Raw genomic sequence first — 1,387 nt, 5'->3', positions numbered from 1 at the left:
AGGGGATTCTTTTTAAAACGTTCATCAAAGCCGCCTTTCAGCCAGGGCTTCTAGGTCTTACTACTTCTCCAGTTCATTACGACATGTAGTAAAGACCACATACCGCAGCCCAATCATAGGCACTACGCCACTGCCCCTTTACACCCATTGTGCGGGACAATGGGTGTTAAAAGGACTCGGCGATACTTTGTATCTTCTATTTTCGGTAGTTCCCGATTTTCCGTGAGCTGTTTATTGACCGATTTGTCCAAAATATTAACGGCACCTACTACATCCCGATGTCCTGCCGCGCCGCACTGACAGTAGAAGTTTCGATTCCATTGTTTGCGGAATTCTCCGCACGCGGGGCACGTGCCGGAAGTATAGGACTCTTCCACAAGTTGGACTTTGACCCCTCGAAGTTTTAATTTGTATTTTATTTTTTCAATTAATTGCCCAAAACTCCAATTGGACAATTGTTGACGAATTTCTTTACGTGTTTTCTTTTTCTTCTTCGTATTCCTTTGAACGCCATCTGGTGTTCCGATATAGAGTGTTAAAATTTGGTTTTCTACGCACCAATCGGTAACCATTTTCGAAATAGAATGCAATAGGTACTCAATTCTCCGCTCCATTTTTTCTAAAAAACGGCGTTTACGCAAAATGAGTTTTTGTCTTTTATTCGAACCCAGCTTCTTCCGGCTAATCCGCTTCTGAAACTCTTTCAACTTTTTATTTCTGTAGCGCTGTAACGAGCGAAGTTCTCTTCCTGTTACAATGAAGTGACTTTTTCCGTCACTTAAAACGGCCGCATGGATGATCCCCAAATCGCAGCCGGCATCCTTTTTACCTTGAACCTGCTTTTGTTTTGGTACTTCCACGGCTATATGCATCCAGTATTGATCTTTGTGCCAAACGATTTCGGCACTTTTTATGGTATGGAAATCAATGTGCTTCGGTTGAGGGATCACTAAGGGGGATTGTTGTTTTCCATTGCTAAACCTGAGCTTTTTACCAGTCAATTTAATCGCCGTTTTTTTATATTTAACGGAAAAGAACTTTTTGTATTTCCAAGGGTAACGCCACTGTTTCTCACCTTTTGCCCGTAACTCCCTTGTTCTTTTGCATGTTTCTTCATGTAATTCGATGATAGATTGAATGGTTTGCGAGTGTAATTTATGTGTGGTGGCATTGTACCATTGCTTTTTTTCAGATGCACTTGTCCAAACCTTATATACATCATATAGCCACCAATGGAGATCTAAACAGTCATTCCACAAATTCGCTGCTTCCTTACGTAGAGTATCGACTAATCTTCTCTCCTCGCCGGTTAATCGGAGCGGAAATTTCTGAATGACAATATCCCCTTTCGATTCTTTTTTCTTCTGTTCTTTCATGTTCTTTTTGT

General features: G+C 41.2%; 1 protein-coding gene. It reads right to left on the bottom strand.

The genetic code is table 11. The annotated features are described in order from the left end of the window. Nucleotides 1–122 precede the first annotated feature (122 nt). A partial coding sequence (locus BANVL01_RS26430) for an RNA-guided endonuclease InsQ/TnpB family protein (protein ID WP_066148215.1) occupies nt 123–1,387 on the bottom strand: 1,265 nt, incomplete at its 5' end.

Source organism: Neobacillus novalis NBRC 102450 (assembly GCF_001591805.1).
GTDB lineage: Bacteria > Bacillota > Bacilli > Bacillales > Cytobacillaceae > Neobacillus > Neobacillus novalis.
This window is presented reverse-complemented; position numbering and strand designations above follow the sequence as displayed.